At 41.1% G+C, this 991-nt stretch carries 1 protein-coding gene and 1 pseudogene; one reads left to right on the top strand and one right to left on the bottom strand.

The genetic code is table 11. The features are described 5' to 3' along the window. Nucleotides 1–290: 290 nt before the first annotated feature. Nucleotides 291–485 carry a hypothetical protein gene (locus N6P30_RS24385; RefSeq protein WP_181586421.1) on the top strand — a complete coding sequence of 65 codons (195 nt, stop codon included), beginning with the start codon at nucleotides 291–293 and terminating at the stop codon, nucleotides 483–485. 191 nt (nucleotides 486–676) lie between these two features. Here N6P30_RS24385 and tnpA read toward each other — a convergent pair. Further along, nucleotides 677–928 (bottom strand): annotated as a pseudogene (tnpA, locus tag N6P30_RS24380) (IS200/IS605 family transposase); the annotation flags it as partial. Nucleotides 929–991: the final 63 nt, after the last annotated feature.

Genomic DNA, 991 nt, shown 5'->3' with positions numbered 1-991 from the left:
CACCCCTTTTTTTGACTTCTTTCATGTGATGGCCTCTGACAGAAATAACGTCATAGTCTCTGTTATGTGCAACGAGGTGCTTTGTCCATGGTTGATAGCATCAAAATAGTTTAATCAGGCAATAATATACTTGCTTACGAACTATGTAATTTATTGATTCATTAAGAAACTTAAAAAGTTAAAAGATTTCCGGGAGTCAACATTGAGGATTAAGCACGTTTTCCTTAATGCTACTTTTAGCATCTTATCTAAAATTAACCGCTGGTGCGAAGTAATACGGAGATATTATCATGGCAAAAATAGGTGATGGCATTCCGCATCTTATAGAGCGAGCTATAGATTTTATGGCATCAACCCAGGCGTTCCGAGAGTATTTGAAAAAACTCCCCCCCCGTAACACAATTCCGTCCGATATTCCTGAGGAAAACGTGCCGTTATATCTACAACGTCTGGAATATTATCGCCAGCTTTACAGGCCAAAGTAGATAAAATGTGCCCTCAGAGGAAATTGTTTACTTTTGAAAGGTATTTTTAAGCTGATTATTTGAAATCAGAACTGTCAGAGAGAGGACCATTGTTGATCACACAGCCTGTTGATAGAGTAAAAGACCACCTCCTGAGGAGGTGGCTTTTCAGAATGCCCCCTATAAGGGGGGCAAATGTCATATTCCGTTTTCTACTCTAGCAACTCCATCTGCTGTTCATGTGTTTGTTCCATCTTTTCCTGATGCCTCACATATCGTCTGATAATTTCTTCGTTCACGCCTACCGTATCGACAAAATAACCCCGCGACCAAAAATGGTTTCCCCATAACTTCTTCCTGATATGCGGGAATCGATTGTAGAGCCTAATTGCACTGCGACCTTTCAGGTGCCCCATCAGAGTAGATATTGAGATTTTTGGCGGCACTATTACGACAAGATGCACGGTGATGCTGCCAACTTACTGATTTAGTGTATGATGGTGTTTTTGAGGTGCTCCAGTGGCTTC

The sequence above is a fragment of the Enterobacter sp. PL1 genome, assembly GCF_945957325.1.
Lineage (GTDB): Bacteria > Pseudomonadota > Gammaproteobacteria > Enterobacterales > Enterobacteriaceae > Enterobacter > Enterobacter roggenkampii.
Note: the sequence above shows the minus strand (reverse complement) of the source record. Positions and strands in the feature narration are given on the sequence as shown.